Genomic DNA, 18160 nt, shown 5'->3' with positions numbered 1-18160 from the left:
CCGCGCAAAAAAGGGAGGCCCCGCGGGGCCTCCCTCTCTCACGTGCCTGTCTGCCGGGGCTTACGCGTCGGCGTACATGGCCTTCAGCTTGACCAGGTGGTCGTAGCGGGCCATGGCGGCCTGCTCGTTGGCCTCGAACAGCTCCTCGGCCCGCTCGGGGAACTCGCGGGTGAGGCGGCTGTAGCGCGCCTCGTTCATGAGGAAGTCGCGGTAGCCGCCCGCCGGCTCCTTGGAGTCGAGCGTGAACTTCTTGCCCTCGGGCGCGGCCGGGTTGTAGCGCAGCAGGTTCCAGTAGCCGCACTCCACGGCGCGCTTCATCTCGCTTTGGCACTGGCCCATGCCGCCCTTGATGGAGTGCATCTCGCACGGGCTGTAGCCGATGATGAGCGAGGGGCCCGGGTAGGCCTCGGCCTCGGTGATGGCCTTCATGGTCTGGGCCTGGTTGGCGCCCATGGCCACCTGGGCCACGTAGACGTAGCCGTAGCCCATGGCCAGCTCCGCCAGGCTCTTCTTCTTGATGTCCTTGCCCGACGCGGCGAACTGCGCCACCTGGCCGAGGTTGGACGCCTTGGAGGCCTGGCCGCCGGTGTTGGAGTACACCTCGGTGTCGAAGACGAACACGTTCACGTCCTTGCCGGAGGCGAGCACGTGGTCGAGCCCGCCGTAGCCGATGTCGTAGGCCCAGCCGTCGCCGCCGAAGATCCACACCGACTTCTTGGTGAGGTAGGCGCGGTTCTCGAGCACGGCGTCGGCCAGCGCGCCCGCCTCGCCGCCGGCGGCGCTCACGCGCTCCAGCTCGGCGATGTAGGCGGCAGCGGCCTGCTTGGACGCCTCGGCGTCGAGGCGCGCGTCCTTCCAGGCCGCGGCGGCCGCGGCCAGCGCCTCGTCGGCGTCGGCGGCGAGCAGCGCCTCGGTGTCGGCGAGCACCTTCTCCTGGACGGCCTCGTAGCCCAGGAGCATGCCCAGGCCGTGCTCGGCGTTGTCCTCGAACAGCGAGTTGGACCAGGCCGGGCCGTGGCCGTCCTTGTTGACGGCGTAGGGAGAGGTGGCCGCCGGGCCGCCCCAAATGGAGCTGCAGCCCGTGGCGTTGGCGATGTACATGCGGTCGCCGAACAGCTGGGTGACCAGGCGCGCGTAGGAGGTCTCGGCGCAGCCGGCGCACGAGCCGGAGAACTCGAGCAGAGGCTCGCGGAACTGGCTCGCCTTCACCGACGTGCCGGTGAGCTCCTCCTTGACGGTCACGCTGCTGACGCAGTAGTCGAACACGGCCTGCTGGCCGGCCTCGCCCTCGGCGGGCACCATGGCCAGCGACTCAGTCGGGCACACGCCCGCGCACAGCGTGCAGCCCATGCAGTCGAGCGGGGAGATGGCCAGCGTGTACTTGAGCCCGGCCGCGGCCTTGCCCTTGGCGTCGACCAGCTTGATGGCCGCCGGCGCCGCGGCCGCCTCGGCCTCGTCGAGGGCGAAGGGGCGGATGCAGGCGTGCGGGCACACGAAGGCGCACTGGTTGCACTGGATGCAGGTGTCCGGCGTCCAGGTGGGCACCGTCACGGCGACGCCGCGCTTCTCGAAGGCCGACGCGCCCAGCGGGAACTGGCCGTCGGCGTGGTCCATGAACACCGACACGGGCAGCGAGTCGCCCTCCATGCGGGCCACCGGCTCCATGATGTCGGACACCATGCGCACGAGGCCGGGCTCGCCGGCGATCTCGGGCGCGATGACCGCGTCCGTGGCGTCGGCCCACGCGGCCGGCACCTCCACGCGCACGGCCGCCGAGGCGCCCGCCTCGATGGCGCGGTGGTTCATGTCCACCACGTCCTGGCCCTTCTTGAGGTAGGACTTGGTGGCGGCGTCCTTCATGTACTGGATGGCCTCGTCCTGGGGCATGACGCCGGCCAGCGCGAAGAAGGCCGACTGCAGGATGGTGTTGGTGCGCTTGCCCATGCCGATCTCGGCCGCCAGGTCGATGGCGTTGATGACGTAGAGCTGGATGCCGTTCTCGGCGATGTAGCGCTTGGTGGCCGCGTCGAGGTGCTGGTCGAGCTCCTCGGGCGTCCACTGGCAGTTGACCAGGAAGATGCCGCCGGGCTTGACGTCCTGCACCATGCGGAAGCCCTTGGTCACGTAGGACGGGTTGTGGCAGGCCACGAAGTCGGCCTTGTTCACGTAGTAGGGGCTGCGGATGGGCTCATCGCCGAAGCGCAGGTGGCTGATGGTCACGCCGCCGGTCTTCTTCGAGTCGTACTGGAAGTAGGCCTGGACGTACTTGTCGGTGTGGTCGCCGATGATCTTGATGGAGTTCTTGTTCGCGCCCACGGTGCCATCGCCGCCGAGGCCCCAGAACTTGCACTCGATGGTGCCGGGGGCGGCGGTGTTGGGGGCGGGAAGCTCGGGCAGCGACAGCCCCGTTACGTCGTCGACGATGCCGATGGTGAACTCGCGGCGCGGCGCGTCCTTCTTGAGCTCCTCGTAGATGGCGAACACCGAGGACGGCGGGGTGTCCTTCGAGCCCAGGCCGTAGCGGCCGCCCGTGACGGTGAGCCCGGTGACGCCCTCCTCGGCGAGCGCCGTGATGACGTCCTGGTAGAGCGGCTCGCCGATGGAGCCCGGCTCCTTGGTGCGGTCCATGACGGCGATCTTAGTGGCCGTCTTGGGCAGCGCCGCTACGAACTTGTCGGTGACGAAGGGGCGGTACAGGCGCACCTTCACCAGGCCCACCTTCTCGCCCTGGGCGTTGAGGTAGTCGACGACCTCCTCCACCACGTCGCAGAACGAGCCCATGGCCACGATCACGCGGTCGGCGTCGGGGGCGCCGTAGTAGTTGAACAGCTGGTAGTCGGTGCCGAGCTTCTCGTTCACCTTGGCCATGTACTCCTCGACCACCGCGGGCAGCGCGTCGTAGGTGCCGTTGCAGGCCTCGCGGTGCTGGAAGAAGATGTCGCCGTTCTCATGGGAGCCGCGCATGGCCGGGCGCTCCGGGTTCAGCGAGTGCTCGCGGAAGGCGCGCACGGCGTCCATGTCGCACATCTCGGCCAGGTCGTCGTAGTCCCACACGGCGATCTTCTGCACCTCGTGCGAGGTGCGGAAGCCGTCGAAGAAGTTGATGAACGGCACGCGGCCCTTGATGGCGGCCAGGTGCGCCACGGCCGACAGGTCCATGACCTCCTGGACGTTGCCCTCGGCCAGCATCGCGAAGCCGGTCTGGCGGCAGGCCATCACGTCGGAATGGTCGCCGAAGATGTTGAGGGCGTGGGTCGACACGGTGCGGGCGCTCACGTGGAAGACGCTCGGCAGCTGCTCGGCGGCGATCTTGTACATGTTGGGGATCATGAGCAGCAGGCCCTGGGAGGCCGTGTAGGTGGTGGTCAGCGCGCCCGCGGCGAGCGAGCCGTGCACGGCGCCCGCGGCGCCCGCCTCGGACTGCATCTCGCAGACCTGAACCTCGGTGCCGAAGATGTTCTTCCGGCCGGCCGCCGACCACTGGTCGACGAAGTCGGCCATGGGGCTGGAGGGGGTGATGGGGTAGATGCCCGCCACCTCCGTGAAAGCGTAGGAAACGTGCGCCGCGGCGTTGTTCCCGTCCATCGACTTGAGTTCTCTCGTCATATACTTCCTCTCCTAGAAGGTAAGGGGCGGTACATAGCCGTTGATGATACCAGCAGCGGGGCCCCGCGGCCCAAAGAGGGCCGCCGATGGCGGACGCCAGCTGGCGTCCGGCGCCTCCGCAATAACTCCACGATCCCCTTAGGCGGCCATTGTTGCCGGATTGTTACGAAAGCGGCAGGTCAGCGCCGAGCGGCGGCGCAACGCGCCCCAGGAAGCGAATCACTGGGCATTTTCGGGTCGAACCGGCTCCGGGGTTCTTTATTTCTGGCGCGTTTTCGCCCATAATGGGGCCCATGCGCACAAGCACTACTCTTATTAGATTGTTCGCGCGCATGCGGGGCAGGCGCCCCGCCAGACCACCTGTTGGAGGGAAACATGGAAAAGCACAGCCTCACCCGCCGCGGGTTCCTCGCCGGAACCGCGGCCACCGGTGCCATCGCGGCGCTCACCCTGAGCGGCTGCGGCGGCGACCAGAAGAAGGAGGAGCCCAAGAAGGACGCTCCCGCCGAGAAGAAGGTCGCCGACTCCATCACCGCGGCGCTCGCCTACACGTCCACTAACTGCAACCCCATCGGCAACAGCTCCGCGCTGATGCTGGCCGCCACCTGGCACGTGTTCGAGGGCCTCTACGACCTCGACCTGCACACCTACAAGACCTACACCGCGCTGGCCGCCGGCGAGCCGGTCAAGGTGTCCGACACCGAGTACGAGGTCGCCCTGCGTGACGGCGCCAAGTTCTCCGACGGCTCCGACGTCACCGCCGCCGACGTGGTGAACTCCTTCGAGAAGAACATGGCCGACGCCACCTACGGCGCGTTCCTGACCTTCATCGACGCCGTCGCCGCCAAGGACGACAAGACCGTCACCTTCACCCTGAAGTACCCCTTCGAGTCGCTGCTGAAGGGCCGCCTGGCCGTCGTCAAGATCTTCCCCGCCGCCTCCACCGAGGACCAGCTGAAGACCATGCCGATCGGCTCGGGCCCCTGGAAGTACGAGTCCATCAACGGCGATGACGGCGGCACCATCAAGTTCGTGCCGAACGACCAGTACAACGGCCCCATGCCGGCCACCTGCTCCGAGATGGACTGGAACGTGCTGCTCGACGGCACCGCCCGCACCACCGCCATCACCGACGGCTCGGTGCTCGCCATCGAGTCCGTGCCGGACGCCAACGCCGACCAGATCGCCAACTCCGGCGCCACCGTCGAGTACGTCCCCGGCTTCGCCCTGCCCTTCCTGATGTTCAACACCAAGAAGGCCCCCTTCGACGACGTCCGCGTCCGTCAGGCCATCTACTACGCGCTCGACATCGAGAAGCTCATCGCCAACCAGATGGACGGCCATGCCGCCCCGGCCACCAGCTTCCTGCCCGAGTCCTACGCCAACTACCACCGCGCCTCGACGGTCTACACCCACGACCCCGAGAAGGCCAAGAGCCTGCTCGCCGAGGCCAACGTGTCCGACCTGTCCTTCGAGCTCATGGTGAACAACAACTGGGTGAGCCAGCTGGCCGCCCAGATCAAGGAGGACCTCGGCGCCATCGGCGTGAACGCCACCATCAACGAGACCAAGATCGACTGGGCCGCGCTCGCTCCCTCCGAGTCGGTGCTCCCCTACGACGTCATGCTGACCCCGGGCGACCCGTCCTGCTTCGGCAACGACCCCGACCTGCTCATGACCTGGTGGTACGGTGACAACATCTGGACCGAGGGCCGCTCCTGCTGGAAGGGCACCCCGGAGTGGACCCAGCTCCAGGAGCTGCTGCAGCAGGCCCGCGAGGAGGCCGACGCCGCCAAGCAGCAGGACCTGTGGAACCAGTGCTTCGACATCATCGCCGACAACATCCCGATCTACCCGCTGTTCCACCGCGAGACCTCCACGGGCTTCGCGGCCGAGAAGCTGGAGGACTTCGCCCCCATCTCCACCACGGGCCTCGTCTTCCTGGGCACCACCCCGCTCGCCTAGGCTCGCCTTCCCGAGCGGTCGCGCACCCCGTGCGACCGAGGGGGCGCCGGTTTTCCGGCGCCCCTTTTTTCGTGTCTGAAAAGGGATGGAAGCCGCGGCGAACTATCCCATTTACCCGGGTATTTCTCCCCTTCGCCGCAGGGATTCGGTTTACAATAAGGCCAGTCTGTGCCGCGCGTCTGCCCCTAGGGAAAAGGGAGGGTGACGCGCCCCGTATCGCACGGAGTCAACGTATCAGGGGGCCGCAGCAAGGCCCGACGCGGGAAAGGGGGGTGCGGTGAACAATCTCTTGCGATTGATAGGCAATCGCCTGCTCTGGCTGCCTGTCATGATCATCGGAGTCACCATCCTCGTCTTCTTCATCATGGCGCTTTCCCCGATCGACCAGGCCTACTCGGTCTTGGGAGAGAACGCCACGGAAGCCCAGGCGCAAGCCTATCGCGAGGAGCACGGGCTGGACGACCCGGTGTTCGTGCAGTACGGCCGCTTCATGGCGGGGCTCGTCACCGGCGATCTGGGCAGCTACGGCGCCAACAGCGCGTCGGTCGCCCAGCGCGTCGCCGAGGCGCTGCCCATCACGCTGCAGCTGACCTTCCTCGGCCTCATCATCGCGGTCGTGTTCGCGGTCATCCTGGGCGTCATCTCGGCGCTCTACCGCGACAAGTGGCCCGACCAGGTGATCCGCATCTTCTCGATCGCGTGCATCGCCACCCCGTCGTTCTGGCTGGCGGTCCTGCTCATCCTGCTGTTCTCGTCGAACCTGCACCTGCTGCCGGCCTCCGGCAAGCTGCCGGACTTCTTCGTCGACCCGCAGGGGTGGCTCGCCCGCATGGCGCTGCCCGCCATCTCGCTGGCGGTGCCCGTCATCGGCCAGCTCACCCGCGTGGTCCGCACGTCCATGGTCGAGGAGCTCGACAAGGACTACGTGCGCACCGCGCTGGGCGCCGGCATCCCCAAGGGCGTCGTGGTGGCCCGCAACGTGCTGCGCAACGCGCTCATCACCCCGGTGACCGTGCTCGGCCTGCGCATCGGCTACCTGATCGGCGGCGCCGTCATCATCGAGGTCATCTTCAACCTGCCGGGCATGGGCATGGCCATCCTGTCGGGTATCCAGTCGAACTACGTGATGCTCGTCCAGGGCGTCGTGCTGTGCGTGGCGGTGGCCTTCATCATCATCAACATCATCGTGGATATGCTGTATATCCTGATCGATCCGCGCATTAGGACGGTGTAGCCCCATGGTGAAACTACGTGAGAAGACCACCCAGAAGATGGAGGGGAAGGTCCGCTTCCGCCGCTGGAAGAACATGTCCGTCGGCGCGCGCATCTCCTTCGTCGTGCTGCTGCTCGTCGTGCTGGTGGCCGTGTTCGCCAACGTGCTGGCCCCGCACAACCCCTACGAGATCTTCACCGCGCGCCAGGCGCCCGACGCCGAGTTCCTCTTCGGCACCGACGACAAGGGCCGCGACGTTCTGTCCCGCATGATGTACGGCGCCCGCTACTCGCTGGTCATCGGCCTGGGAGCCACGGCGTTCGCCCTGGTCATCGGCTCGATCATCGGCGCTCTGGCCGCCGTGGCGCGGCCGTGGCTGTCCAACCTCATCATGCGCATCCTCGACATCATCATGTCGTTCCCGGGCATCGCGCTGGCCGCCACGTTCGTCATCGTGTTCAGCGCCAACGGCACGGCGGAGAACCGCCTGCCCGCCCTCATCTTCGCGATCGGCTTCCTCTACATCCCGCAGATCGCCCGCATCGTGCGCGCCAACGTGATGAGCGAGTACAACCAGGACTACGTGCGCGCCGTCATCGTGTCCGGCGCCCAGGCCCCCTGGATCCTCACCAAGCACGTCATCCGCAACTGCATCGCACCGGTCATGGTGTTCACCATCGTGCTGGTGGCCGACGCCATCGTCTTCGAGGCGTCCCTGTCGTTCATCTCCGCCGGCATCCCCGAGCCGACGCCCACCTGGGGCAACATCCTGTCGGATGCCCGTGACGGCGTGCTGGCCGGCCGCTGGTGGCAGGCGCTGTTCCCCGGCCTGGCCATCATGATCACGGTGCTGTGCCTCAACATCCTGTCCGAGGGCATGACCGACGCCCTGGCCGCCGCGCCCAAGGCGCCCGTGGCCGCCGGCGACGACAAGCTGGCCTCCGGCCGCGAGGCCGACCGCATGGTCGCCGACCCGAAGCTGGCCTACGCCGCCCAGGCCGAGATGCTCGAGAAGCGCCTCGCCCGCCTCAAGGAGATGGAGGGCCTGCGCACCGACCGCTTCGAGGCGCGCACCGACGTGCCGCCCATCCTCGAGGTGCGCGACCTGTGCATCAAGTTCCCGCGCCACGGCGACGTGAACGTCGTCGACCACGTGTCCTTCGTGGTGCGCCCGCACCAGACCATGGGCCTGGTGGGCGAGTCCGGCTGCGGCAAGTCGATCACGTCGCTGGCCATCATGGGCCTGCTCGACAAGAAGGCGCAGATCTCCGGCGAGATCCTCTACGACGGCCGCAACCTCCTCGACCTGAGCGAGAAGCAGATGAACGAGCTGCGCGGCCGCGAGATCGCCATGATCTACCAGGACGCCCTGTCCTCGCTCAACCCGTCGATGCTCATCAAAGCCCAGATGAAGCAGCTCACCAAGCGCGGCGGCACCCGCTCCGCCGAGGAGCTGCTCGAGCTCGTGGGCCTCGACCCGAAGCGCACGCTCGACTCCTACCCCCACGAGCTCTCCGGCGGCCAGCGCCAGCGCGTGCTCATCGCCATGGCGCTCACCCGCGACCCGAAGGTCATCATCGCCGACGAGCCCACCACGGCCCTCGACGTGACGGTGCAGAAGCAGGTCGTCGACCTGCTCAACCGCCTGCAGCACGAGCTCGGCTTCGCCATGGTGTTCGTGAGCCACGACCTGGCGCTCGTGGCCGAGGTGGCCAACTCCATCACGGTCATGTACGCCGGCCAGGTGGTGGAGCAGGGCCCGGTGAAGGACATCCTCACCTCCCCCATCCACGAGTACACCCGCGGCCTGCTCGGCTCGGTGCTCTCCATCGAGGCCGGCGGCGACCGCCTGCACCAGGTGCCCGGCTCGGTCCCCAGCCCCAAGGACTTCCCCGAGGGCGACCGCTTCACCCCGCGCTCGAGCCACCCGGACAAGGTGTCCACCATCCGCCCGATGCTCAAGCGCTACGGCGACACCGACCACTACTACGCCGAGCTGCCTGACAGCGAGCTCAAGCGCCTCGGCATCGAGCCCTATGTCCCGGGAGGTCCTCTGCTATGAGTGAGAACGAGAAGCTGAACGAGGCCCACGAGGCCGACGCCGCCGAGCGGTTCCTGGCCGACGCCGCGGCCCTCGACCCCGCGCTCGACCCGGAGGCGGCCGAGATACCCGCCACCGACAAGGACACCCCCATCATCTTCCTCGATGACGTGAAGGTGACCTTCAAGACGCGCACCGGGTCCATCCTGCACCCCAACAAGGTGCAGGCCGTCAAGGGCCTGACCCTGAAGCTCATGCCCGGCGAGACCATCGGCATCGTGGGCGAGTCCGGCTGCGGCAAGTCCACCACGGCCAACGTGATGTGCGGCCTGCAGAAGCCGACGAGCGGGCGCGTGTTCTTCAAGGGCAAGGACGTCACCAACCGCACGGCCGCCGACCGCCGCGTCATCGGCCGCGTCATCTCGGTGGTGTTCCAGGACCCGGCCACGGCGCTCAACGCGCGCATGACCATCCACGACCAGCTCATAGACCCGATGATCGTCCACAAGGTGGGCGACACGGCCTACCGCGAGAAGCGCGTCCACGAGCTCATCGAGATGGTGGGCCTGCCCGAGTCGGTGCTCGACGCCCTGCCGGGCCAGATGTCCGGCGGCCAGCGCCAGCGCGTGGCCATCGCCCGCGCCCTGTCGCTCAAGCCCGACGCCATCATCGCCGACGAGCCCACCTCCGCGCTCGACGTGTCCGTCCGCGCGCAGATCCTCAACCTGCTGATGGACCTCAAGAAGGAGCTGGGCCTGGCCATGGTGTTCATCAGCCACGACATCCAGACCGTGCGCTACATCTCCGACCGCATCGTCGTCATGAACGGCGGCCTGGCGGTCGAGGAGGGCACCGCCGAGCAGATCTTCGACAACCCGAAGGACGACTACACGCGCCTGCTGCTGGGCGCCGCCCCGTCGCTGCTCCACCCCGACCTCGGCAAGACCGCCTAGGCCCGGCGATACGCGATACCCACGAAGGAGGGGCGCCCCGCGGGGCGCCCCTCCTTCGTTTTATGCCCTTGAGCAAGCCGAGCGCGCGACTTTGTGCACACTTTCTTCGACTTTGCGACCGTTTTCGGACGCCGGGGGCCATTCCCGGTGCGCCACCGTGGTCAAAACGGCCCCTGACGGGGAAGGGCCGCCGATTTCGGCGGCCCTTTGGTAGCAAAGTCGAAGAAAGTGTGCACTAATCGCCTGCTTAGCCAGGTGCCGCTCTCCTAGTGCGTGCCGGGAGGCACCGGGGCGCCGGGGGCCTTGGGCGCGCCCGGGGCGGCCGGGGCGCCAGGCGCCGCGGGGGCACCGGGGGCCGCGGGCGCGCCGAGGGCGCCGGGCATGCCGGGCAGGGCCGCGGCGGAGAGCTCGGCGCCGCACTTGACGCACGCCTTGGTGCCCGGGTCGTTCATGACGCCGCACTCGGGGCACTTGATGGGGAGCGAGATCTCGCTGGGTCTGAAGCACATGGGTGGTTCTCCTTCGTGTAGGTGGTTCTCGCCGCGCCGGCGCGCCGGGTCGGCGGCGGCGCGGCCTTATGGCCGGGAGCTAGGCGTCGCCGTCGGGCGGCAGGTCGCGCTCGCCGGCGCGCATGACGTCGGCCGGCGTGAGCCCCAGGTTGTCCAGGAAGTTGTTGAACACCGGCTGCTCGCGCACCGGGCGCGTGGAGGCGGTGCGGCCCATGGGGCCGTAGGAGCTGATGGGCGTGCGCCGCGTCTTGGCCGGCAGCACCTCCAGCACCTCCAGGTCGAAGACGAGGTCCTTGCCCGCCAGCCGGTGGTTGAAGTCCAGGTAGGCGAAGCCGTCCTCCACCTTGAGCACCTTGGCCGGCACCTTCTGGCCGACGGGGCCGAAGAAGCTGATCGTCTCCCCCACCGGCAGCTTGTCGGCATCGGGGATGTAGCGCAGGTCGCGCTTCTGGACGTTGCGCGGGTCGTAGGCCCCGTAGGCGAACTCGGCCGGGATGCGCACCGTGGCCCGCTGGCCGACCTCCATGCTCATCACGGCGTCGTCGATGCCCTTGATGACCTGGCCGCAGTCGGTCTGGAACTCCATGGGGCCGTCGGCCTCGCTGCTGTCGAAGACGGTGCCGTCCTCCAGGTAGCCGGTGTAGGCCACGCGCACGTACTGGTTCTTCCCGATCATGGGTCCTCCTTCTAGCCCCTCACGGCCTTGCCGATGGTGTTGGTCACGCCCGGGCGCAGCTCGAGCGACGCGCCGCAGGCCTCGCACGCCCGGCTCCCCCGGGGGTTCTCGTGCCCGCAGGCGACGCAGCGCGGGACGAGGATGGGCTTGGGCAGCACGCCGCGGCACTGGCCACAGTTCATGCACGCGTAGCCGCACTTGGACACCGCTCTCCTCCTTCCGCGCCCGACCGGCGAAGGGCCGGGTGGCCTGGCCCGATCCCGCCGCCGGCTCGCGGGGCGCCCTGCCGGCGGGAGGGCGCCCCGCGCCTCGTCAGGCGCCTAGCGCACGTAGATGGCCACGTCGCTCTTGCCGGCCTCGGCGGCCTTGCGCGCCAGCTCCTCCACGGTGCCGTACACCATGACGGCGTCCTGGCAGTGGTGCACGCAGCTGGGCAGCTTGCCCGCGGCCACGCGGTCGGCGCACAGGTCGCACAGGTGCGTCGGCATGGGCAGGTAGTTGTACTCCCACACGCCGTCGGTGCACTCGCGCGGGCCGTCCTGCAGAAGCACGATGCCGAAGTCCTGGGGCTCCATGCCGTGCTCCATCTTGCAGGCCGTCACGCAGGCCTTGCAGCCCGAGCAGAACTCGTAGTCGATGAACAGGCCGTACTTTCCCTTTTCCATTCTTAACTGACCTCCTTTGAGAGACCCCGCCGCCGGCTGGGCGTCCGGGCGCCGGCGCGGCGGCGGGAACGGGGTTTCGCGTCTTCGGGGCGGCTACTTGCGCTCGTGGGTCTTCCAGTACTCCTCGATGTCGAAGAATCCCTCGGGCTCGTAGTCCGGCGTCCAGCCGTCGTAGAAGCTCGGCTTGTCGGAGGCATGGGTCTTGCCGTGGGTGTAGCCGGTGGTGCACACCTGGTAGCTGGGCTGATCCTCGGGCGTGTCGTTCTCGGGCGTCACCTTGTAGACGGTGCCCATGGCGCACTTGATGGGGGCGCCGTAGCCGTTGGTGCCGTTCTCGCACTGCGGGATGAGGTTGTTCGGGTTGGAGTCGAACACGCCGAACAGGCTCGGCTCGGCCGGCTCCTGCTCGGGGAACCACCAGCCGTGCTCGGTGGAGATGACGCGCGGGTCGAGCGAGGGGTTCAGGCGGGCGCGCTGCTTCATCTTGCCCATCTGGTTCTCGATCCACACCCAGTCGCCGTCGATGATGCCGTGCTTGGCCGCGGTGTCGGGGTGGATGTCGAACATCGGGTCGGGATGCAGCTGGCGGCTGATGGTCTCGGGCTGGCGCCACTCGGAGTGGAAGAACTCGAAGGAGCGCTTGCCCGTGGTGATGATGTAGGGGTACTTCTCGGCCAGCTCGGGCGTGGCCACGGGGCTCGTCGGCGGCTCCTGGTAGTAGGGCAGCGGGTCGTCGCCGAAGGCCGCGAACAGCGTGCAGTACAGCTCGTAGCGGCCGGTGGGGGTCATGAAGCCCGGGGCGCCGTCGGGGCGCAGGCCGCCGATCTCGTACTTCTTGTAGCGGAACTTGTGGTACCACATGCCGTGGTACTTCTCCTCGACGCGGTCCATGGTCATCTGGGTGCCGTCGGTGTCGAGCACGCCATCGCGCATGAGGCGCCAGTCCATGTACTCGCGGTCGGTCTGCACGAAGTCGGGCCACTTCTCGGGCGCGATGCGATGCCCCAGCTCGATCATGATCTGCTCGTCGGACTTGGCCTCGTAGAAGGGCTTGTCAGAGGCCTTGGTAAGCGTGCGCAGCGGGTCGAACCACACGCGGATGCAGTCGCGCTCGTTGGACATGGCGCAGGGGATGACCAGGTCGGCGAAGGCCACGGCCGTCGGCGTGATGAACAGGTCCTCCACCACGAAGAAGTCGATGGTCTTGAGGGCGCGGTAGAGGCGCGGGGCGTCCTGGCCCATGTTGGCGATGGGGTTGGCAGACTCGATCCAGAGCATCTTCACCGGGTGCGGCTCCTCGGTCTCGATGGCCTGGAGGATGGAGTCGGCCTGGGACGACGCGGTGAAGCCGTACTTCTTGAGCGGGTAGCGGTCGACGCCGAGGCGCTTGGCCACCATGTCGGTGCCCTCGAGCTCCCAGATGCCGGAGTTGTAGCCGAACTCCAGGCTGGCCGCCTGGTCGACGAGCACGTTGCCGCCGGGGATGTCGATGTTGCCGGTGATGCCCACCAGACACGCGATGGCGTGCGCGGTGATGACGCCGATCTTGGCCATGTCGACGGCCAGGCCCCACTGCACGGTAGCCGGCTTGGCCTGGGCGTAGAGGCGCGCCGCGGCGACGATCTGGTCGGCGGGCACCCAGGTGATCTCGGCCACGCGCTCGGGCGTGTACTCCTGCACGCGCTCGGCCAGGGCCTCGAAGCCGTAGGTCCAGTTCTCCACGAACTCATGGTCGTAGAGGTCCTCGTTGATGATGACGTTCATCATGCCGAGGGCCAGCGCCGCGTCGGTGCCGGGGCGCAGGCGCAGCCACATCTCGGAGCGGGCGCCGATCCAGGTGAGCTGCGGGTCGATGGTGATGAGCTTGGTGCCGCGCTTCATGGCCTCGACGATCCAGTGGCCGAGGAAGGCGTCGGAGTTGCACACGACCGGGTTGGTGCCCCAGATGACGGCCACCTCGGGCAGCACGTACTCGGGGTCGTCCTCGTAGCGGCGGGCGCGGAACTGCGAGAAGTCGGCCACCCACTGGTTGCCCATGATGACGTAGCACAGCGCCGTGCGGGGCAGCATGCACGAGTCGCCGGACAGGAAGCACAGCGTCAGGTCGGCGCCGCCGAAGTTGGCGTACTGGTTGTGGGCGATGGCCTGGGACACGTTGCGGCCGGTGCCGATCATGGAAACGATGCACTCCGGGCCGTACTCCTCCTGGATGCGGCGCACGTTCTCGATGATCATGTCGTAGGCCTCGTCCCAGCTGATGCGCTGCCACTTGCCCTCGCCGCGCTCGCCGACGCGCTTGACGGGCCACTTGAGGCGGCGCTCGGAGTTGACCATCTGGGGAAGCTCCAGGCAGCGCATGCACAGGCGGCCGGCCGACAGCGGGCTGTTGGGGTCGCCCTCGGTCTTGACGAGCTTGCCGTCCTCATCGGTGTAGAAGATGATCTGGCAGCCGGAATGGCACCCCGGGCCCGACCACATGGTGGTGCGGGTGGCCGTGAGGTCGCCCTCCTTCCAGCGCACCTGGTCGGGATAGAGGTCCATGTTGTAGGTGTTGTTGTACGGCATGCCGTAGGCGATGCCCTTCTCGCGGACGAAGTCGCCGACCTGCTCGCTGTCGGAGGCCAGCTCACCGCCGGCGATGTTGGCGGTCTTGCCGTCGCTGAAGACCTCCTCCTGGGCGACTTCCTCGGCGCTCAGCTTTTCCTCACTCATACGCTTCTCTCCTTACGAATCTCAGCCGCAAACCGTCGGCTGGCCGGCATCCCGCCGCGCGGGGCCGGACGCTCGCCGGTCATCCCCCCTGTTCCACCGGATCGGGAGAAGGCAGGTAACCCGCCGGTGGGGCGCCTGGGCGCCGTGGATGACCGCTGGACTGCGTCGCCTCGCCCTCGTGCACCCCCTTGCAAGCGAGACGACCGTGAATGGGGCGGGCGGCGGGGGACGACCCCGGGCGGATGGCGCGCAACTTCGCCTCCGCCGGCTTCCCCCGGCGCCTGCCGGAACACCTCGAAGGCTACGCCGCGAAAGGATCGCCGAGAATCGGGCATAGGGTCTGACGAGGCCGCGACCTGGGAGGACAAATCAGGCTCATACCCGGGGGTTGAGTCTTGCGACCTGGGGTTTCACAGGGTGGTGAAGTCGTCCTTCTCGATGAGGTCGTAGAGGTCTTGGCGGGAGTGGATGTCGAGCTTGCGGTAGATGTTGTAGACGTGGGTCTTGGCCGTCGCGCGCGATATGGTGAAGCGGTCCATGACGTACTGGGTGTCGCGCCCGCGGGCCAGGAGGTCGAGGATCTCGCACTGGCGCGGCGAGAGCCCGTAGTGCGCCCCGATGTCGTCGAGGCGCCGACGCAGGTAGGATCCCGCCGGGATGAGCCGCGCGTCGGCATCGTCCGCCGACCCCGGGTCGGGGGCCGCGGACGGCCCCTCCCCCACCGCCGGCTCCGCGGCCCCGACGCCCGCGTCGGCCGGCTCCTCGGACACCCACTCCTCCGGGAAGCTCACCTTGTTGAGCTGCACCTGGATGACGATGGCGTAGAGGAGCACCGCCCCGCAGGCCGCCGGCAGGGGCGGCGCGGGCGCCAGCGCCCCGATGAGGGGCATGGCCAGGGCGCCGACGAACACGCCGCCGGCGAGGTAGGCGGCCTCGCTGAAGCTGTAGAGGGGCGAGAGCTCCTCGAAGCGCACGAGCTCGGCCCCGGCGAGGAAGATGATGAGGACCTGGACGAGGGCCAGGGCGACGAGGTAGCCGCACGCGACGAGCAGCGCCGCGCCGTCGAGCAGGGGCACGAGCAGGTAGCCCACGGCAAGGCTGGCCGAGAGGTAGTCCTTCGACAGCTGCTCGGCGTCGAAGGCGGGCACGAGGGCCGACGCCGCCACGAGGGCGCCGGCGACGAGGAGGGCCGCCCCGAACACCAGCACGGGCGACACGTCCGCGGGCAGGGCCCCCGCGTCGCCGAGCAGAAGCCACAGGCCCCCGTCCGCCCCCAGGATGATGCCGACGGAGAGGTAGTTGAGCTCGCCCAGGCGGCTGTGGCGCCTATCGCGCCGGCGGGCGCGGGACTCGGCGATGCTCACCCGCAGAAGCCGGTCGCGCAGGTCGTTGCGCGCCGCCAGGAGCAGCAGGCACGAGGCGAGCGCGGCCAGGTCGCGCAGGTAGTCCACGCGCGGGGAGTCGGCGGGCAGGAGGCCGGCCGCCACGAGCAGGGCCGCCGCCAGGCTGACGGCGCCGGCCAGGATGAGCCCGAGGCGCGGACGGCCCAGCGTGCAGGCGTGGGACCACCAGAGGAAGACGAGGGCCACCGCCCCGGCGGCCACGAGCGGGACGCCGACGAGCCACGCGTCCGTCTCGAGCAGCAGGGGGCAGAGCACCGTGCCGGCGAAGGCGACGCCGGCCAGGGCCCGCATGCCCGCCGCCGTCGAGAGGTAGCGGGCGAGCGCCCGCAGGCCGACGAGCCACAGCAGCGCGAAGGCCATGAGCAGCACGTCGACGAGGAACCGGTCGCTCACGCCGGCCACGCCCACCACCCGCAGCGGCGCGGTGCCGAGGGTGGCGCAGACCGCGAAGAGGGCCGAGGCCAGGCCAAGCAGGAGAAGCGCCGAGGAGCGGGCGCCGTCCTCCCGGACGGGAACCGTCCGCGCCTCCAGGCCCGCGCGAGGCTCGACGGCCGACCCAGCCGGCTCCCCCATAGGCACCCCCTTGCTCCCACGGACATCTCACGAGGTCATTATCCCCTGCCCCGCCTTCGCTGTTTTTAGAGGATCCTCTAAAAAGTGCCGTACAATGTTCCGGAATGTTCCGATGACACGAGGGAAGCGGCTACGCTTGGCGTAGGCGAAAGACGCCCGGCCGGGGAGAGGAGCGCCATGGACGATCACAGAGCGTATCAGGAAGCGTATTTGTCAGATCATCCACCCGGGCGCAGCATCACGCTCGGCATGCTCCTCGACGCGCTCGAGCCGCTCGGCATCGCCTCGGCGCCCGATCCCGCGAAGGCGCCCGCGACCCTGCGCTGGGTCGCCTGCTCGGAGAGCGCCGACATTCCCGAGGGGGCCGGGAGCGCCCCCTGGGACGTGGCGCCCGAGGAGGTCGCCCACCTCTGCACGCCCGCGGGCTACCTCGTCCTGCGCGCGGCGCGGCCGGACGCCTTCGCCGTCGTCTGCTCCCCCGACGCCGACGCCCGGCTCGACGACCCCCGCTGCGTGGCGCTGCGCACCGAGCGGCCCTCGTCTACGTCTATCTCGTGATCCGCGGGCTCATGGGGCGGATGGCCGCCTGGGAGCAGACCCTCGACGCGCTCGTGCGGGACGGGGCGTCCGTCACCACCGCGCTCGACGTGTCGCGCTCCGTCATCGGCGGCTACCTCTTCGTCGTCGACAAGAACGGCTACGTCATGGGGCAGTCCTCGTACCTGGAGCCGCCCGACGGCTTCCACCAGGCCGTGGCGGCATCGGGCTTCGCCCCCGCCCGGCAGGAGCCCGCGCCGCGCCATCGCCTGGCCGAGGGCGAGGTCGCGGCCGTGGCGGGCCAGGATCCCGGCGACAGGGACCGCCTCGTGGCCCCGCTCCACCACGACCACTCCCTCATCGGCACGCTGAGCATGGCCTGCCCCGCCGAGGGGCCGGGCGCGGGGACGCGGGACTGCCTGCGCGTCCTCGCCCACGCCGTCGAGGCCCTGTGCGGGCGCGTGCTCCCCTCCCTCACAAGCGTCAACATCCCGCGGCTGCGCTTCTTCGACCTGCTGCTCCAGGGGAGCCGCTTCGACCGGATCGTCGCCAAGGGGCAGCTCGAGGAGCTGCGCATCCCGCCCGAGTCGTGGTTCAAGCTCATCCTCGTCGACATCGACGAGGGGGCCGAGCCGGCCAAGGCGTCCCACATCGCCATGGCGTTCATATCCGAGAAGCGCATGCGCTGCCGCTGCTTCCTCCACAACGGCAGCCTGCTCGTCCTCCAGCACGCCGCCCGGGGGCCGGAGCTCTCCCACCTGGCCACCGAGAAGATCCTGTCGTCCCACGACCTGGCGCGCTTCGACGTGGCCTTCGGCGTGTCCGACCCCTTCGGCGACATCGCCTCGCTGCGCTACGCCTACCACGAGGCGCGCATCGCGCTCGACCTGCGCAAGCCCGTGATGGCGCAGCGCGACGTCGAGCAGTCGCCGCGGCGCAAAAGCGGCGCGTTCTTCTTCCACGAGGCCTTCCCCTTCTACCTGGTGGACCCCGAGCCGAAGGACGAGGGGCTCATGCGCTTCATCTTCGACGTGTCGTTTCTGCCCAGCCTGCTGGAGGAGGACGCGACCAAGGGCACCAACGACTTCCGGCTGTTGTGGACGTACCTCCTGAACGAGCGCAACGCCACCAAGACCGCCCAGGCGCTGTTCGTCCACCGCAACACCGTGCTCTACCGCGTCGAGCGCATCCAGGAGCGGTTCCAGATAGACCTGGACGACTCGAACATCCGCGAGAAGCTGCTGCTCGACTACCGCATGCACTTCCTGTCGGCCCAGGGCAGCAGGCCGCTCGTGGACCTGCGCTAG

13 protein-coding genes are annotated in these 18160 nt (G+C 68.7%); 6 read left to right on the top strand and 7 right to left on the bottom strand.

Annotation, left to right across the window (positions count from 1 at the left end):
• Positions 1 to 60: 60 nt before the first annotated feature.
• Entirely contained in the window at positions 61 to 3606 is a 3546-nt protein-coding gene (gene nifJ, locus LPT13_RS09235) for a pyruvate:ferredoxin (flavodoxin) oxidoreductase (protein WP_242165900.1), read from the bottom strand.
• Between the two features lie 375 nt (positions 3607 to 3981).
• Here nifJ and LPT13_RS09230 point away from each other — a divergent pair, with 375 nt between their 5' ends.
• The 4 genes from LPT13_RS09230 (at position 3982) to LPT13_RS09215 (ending at position 9778) form a co-directional block, all read left to right on the top strand.
• Complete coding sequence (locus LPT13_RS09230; RefSeq protein ID WP_242165898.1) at positions 3982 to 5571, top strand: ABC transporter substrate-binding protein; 1590 nt, start codon at positions 3982 to 3984, stop codon at positions 5569 to 5571.
• Between the two features lie 277 nt (positions 5572 to 5848).
• A complete protein-coding gene (locus tag LPT13_RS09225) occupies positions 5849 to 6805 on the top strand; it encodes an ABC transporter permease (RefSeq protein ID WP_242165897.1) in 957 nt (318 codons plus the stop codon).
• Between the two features lie 4 nt (positions 6806 to 6809).
• Entirely contained in the window at positions 6810 to 8846 is a 2037-nt protein-coding gene (locus LPT13_RS09220; RefSeq protein WP_242165895.1) for a dipeptide/oligopeptide/nickel ABC transporter permease/ATP-binding protein, read from the top strand.
• Positions 8843 to 9778 (top strand): ABC transporter ATP-binding protein, encoded by a 936-nt coding sequence (locus LPT13_RS09215; RefSeq protein WP_242165893.1) that lies wholly within the window; start codon positions 8843 to 8845, stop codon positions 9776 to 9778. The genes LPT13_RS09220 and LPT13_RS09215 overlap by 4 nt, the downstream gene beginning before the upstream one ends.
• A 266-nt stretch (positions 9779 to 10044) precedes the next feature.
• Here the strand turns inward: LPT13_RS09215 and LPT13_RS09210 are convergent, their stop codons facing one another.
• The 6 genes from LPT13_RS09210 to LPT13_RS09185 all read right to left on the bottom strand — a co-directional run bounded on the left by LPT13_RS09210 (position 10045) and on the right by LPT13_RS09185 (position 16316).
• Positions 10045 to 10287, bottom strand: coding sequence for a zinc-ribbon domain-containing protein (locus tag LPT13_RS09210; RefSeq protein WP_242165891.1), 243 nt, complete (start codon positions 10285 to 10287; stop codon positions 10045 to 10047).
• A 79-nt stretch (positions 10288 to 10366) separates the two neighbouring features.
• Positions 10367 to 10963, bottom strand: a complete 597-nt coding sequence (locus LPT13_RS09205) for an FKBP-type peptidyl-prolyl cis-trans isomerase (RefSeq protein ID WP_242165887.1) — start codon at positions 10961 to 10963, stop codon at positions 10367 to 10369.
• A gap of 11 nt (positions 10964 to 10974) precedes the next feature.
• The gene (locus LPT13_RS09200) at positions 10975 to 11169 is read right to left on the bottom strand and encodes a zinc-ribbon domain-containing protein (protein ID WP_242165884.1); all 195 of its coding nucleotides are present in this window, start codon (positions 11167 to 11169) and stop codon (positions 10975 to 10977) included.
• Positions 11170 to 11283: 114 nt separating this feature from the next.
• A complete protein-coding gene (locus LPT13_RS09195) occupies positions 11284 to 11628 on the bottom strand; it encodes a 4Fe-4S binding protein (RefSeq protein WP_242165882.1) in 345 nt (114 codons plus the stop codon).
• 93 nt (positions 11629 to 11721) lie between these two features.
• Positions 11722 to 14340 (bottom strand): molybdopterin-dependent oxidoreductase, encoded by a 2619-nt coding sequence (locus LPT13_RS09190; RefSeq protein ID WP_242165880.1) that lies wholly within the window; start codon positions 14338 to 14340, stop codon positions 11722 to 11724.
• A 410-nt stretch (positions 14341 to 14750) separates the two neighbouring features.
• Positions 14751 to 16316, bottom strand: coding sequence for a helix-turn-helix transcriptional regulator (locus LPT13_RS09185; RefSeq protein WP_242165877.1), 1566 nt, complete (start codon positions 16314 to 16316; stop codon positions 14751 to 14753).
• Between the two features lie 177 nt (positions 16317 to 16493).
• On the opposite strand from LPT13_RS09185, the gene LPT13_RS09180 reads away from it, so the two are divergent.
• Both LPT13_RS09180 and LPT13_RS09175 read left to right on the top strand, forming a co-directional pair.
• The gene (locus LPT13_RS09180) at positions 16494 to 16874 is read left to right on the top strand and encodes a hypothetical protein (RefSeq protein ID WP_242165875.1); all 381 of its coding nucleotides are present in this window, start codon (positions 16494 to 16496) and stop codon (positions 16872 to 16874) included.
• A 20-nt stretch (positions 16875 to 16894) separates the two neighbouring features.
• On the top strand, positions 16895 to 18160 hold the full coding sequence (locus tag LPT13_RS09175; protein WP_242165873.1) for a PucR family transcriptional regulator: 1266 nt from the start codon (positions 16895 to 16897) through the stop codon (positions 18158 to 18160).

Source organism: Adlercreutzia faecimuris, assembly GCF_022669055.1.
GTDB lineage: Bacteria > Actinomycetota > Coriobacteriia > Coriobacteriales > Eggerthellaceae > Enterorhabdus > Enterorhabdus faecimuris.
This window is presented reverse-complemented; position numbering and strand designations above follow the sequence as displayed.

Coding starts and splice junctions, on each gene's coding strand:
- nifJ (WP_242165900.1), bottom strand. CDS start 3,606: ATGACGAGAGAACTCAAGTCGATGGACGGGAACAACGCCGCGGCGCAC.
- LPT13_RS09230 (WP_242165898.1), top strand. CDS start 3,982: ATGGAAAAGCACAGCCTCACCCGCCGCGGGTTCCTCGCCGGAACCGCG.
- LPT13_RS09220 (WP_242165895.1), top strand. CDS start 6,810: ATGGTGAAACTACGTGAGAAGACCACCCAGAAGATGGAGGGGAAGGTC.
- LPT13_RS09215 (WP_242165893.1), top strand. CDS start 8,843: ATGAGTGAGAACGAGAAGCTGAACGAGGCCCACGAGGCCGACGCCGCC.
- LPT13_RS09210 (WP_242165891.1), bottom strand. CDS start 10,287: ATGTGCTTCAGACCCAGCGAGATCTCGCTCCCCATCAAGTGCCCCGAG.
- LPT13_RS09205 (WP_242165887.1), bottom strand. CDS start 10,963: ATGATCGGGAAGAACCAGTACGTGCGCGTGGCCTACACCGGCTACCTG.
- LPT13_RS09195 (WP_242165882.1), bottom strand. CDS start 11,628: ATGGAAAAGGGAAAGTACGGCCTGTTCATCGACTACGAGTTCTGCTCG.
- LPT13_RS09190 (WP_242165880.1), bottom strand. CDS start 14,340: ATGAGTGAGGAAAAGCTGAGCGCCGAGGAAGTCGCCCAGGAGGAGGTC.
- LPT13_RS09185 (WP_242165877.1), bottom strand. CDS start 16,316: ATGGGGGAGCCGGCTGGGTCGGCCGTCGAGCCTCGCGCGGGCCTGGAG.
- LPT13_RS09180 (WP_242165875.1), top strand. CDS start 16,494: ATGGACGATCACAGAGCGTATCAGGAAGCGTATTTGTCAGATCATCCA.
- LPT13_RS09175 (WP_242165873.1), top strand. CDS start 16,895: ATGGCCGCCTGGGAGCAGACCCTCGACGCGCTCGTGCGGGACGGGGCG.